This is a genomic window from Virgibacillus sp. 7505 (assembly GCF_002272135.1).
Taxonomy (GTDB): Bacteria; Bacillota; Bacilli; order Bacillales; family Amphibacillaceae; genus Terribacillus.
In genome coordinates this window covers 1-204 of record NZ_NPBF01000528.1, presented here as the reverse complement: position 1 = coordinate 204, position 204 = coordinate 1, and the positions used below count along the sequence as shown (strand labels likewise).

Here is a 204-nt window from a genome sequence, read left to right as displayed (position 1 = left end):
TCTTCAAACTGGTCGATTCCCCCAGCCGGCGGACCTCCAGAATTGTTAATTAAGACATCGATAGCCCCGTGTTTTTCGTTTGCAAAAGACAGCGCTGCCTCAATATCTTCTGCCCTAGTCATATCGCATCGGCAACACGCAATTTGGGGATTTCCTGTATGCGCCTGTATTTCTCCCACTACTGTCTCCAATGCGGCGATATCA

At 49.0% G+C, this 204-nt stretch carries 1 protein-coding gene; it reads right to left on the bottom strand.

All coding sequences use genetic code 11. The features are described 5' to 3' along the window. Positions 1 to 191, bottom strand: a 191-nt coding sequence (locus CHH91_RS20075) for an SDR family NAD(P)-dependent oxidoreductase (protein WP_286160880.1), incomplete at its 3' end; no start/stop codon positions are given. Positions 192 to 204: the final 13 nt, after the last annotated feature.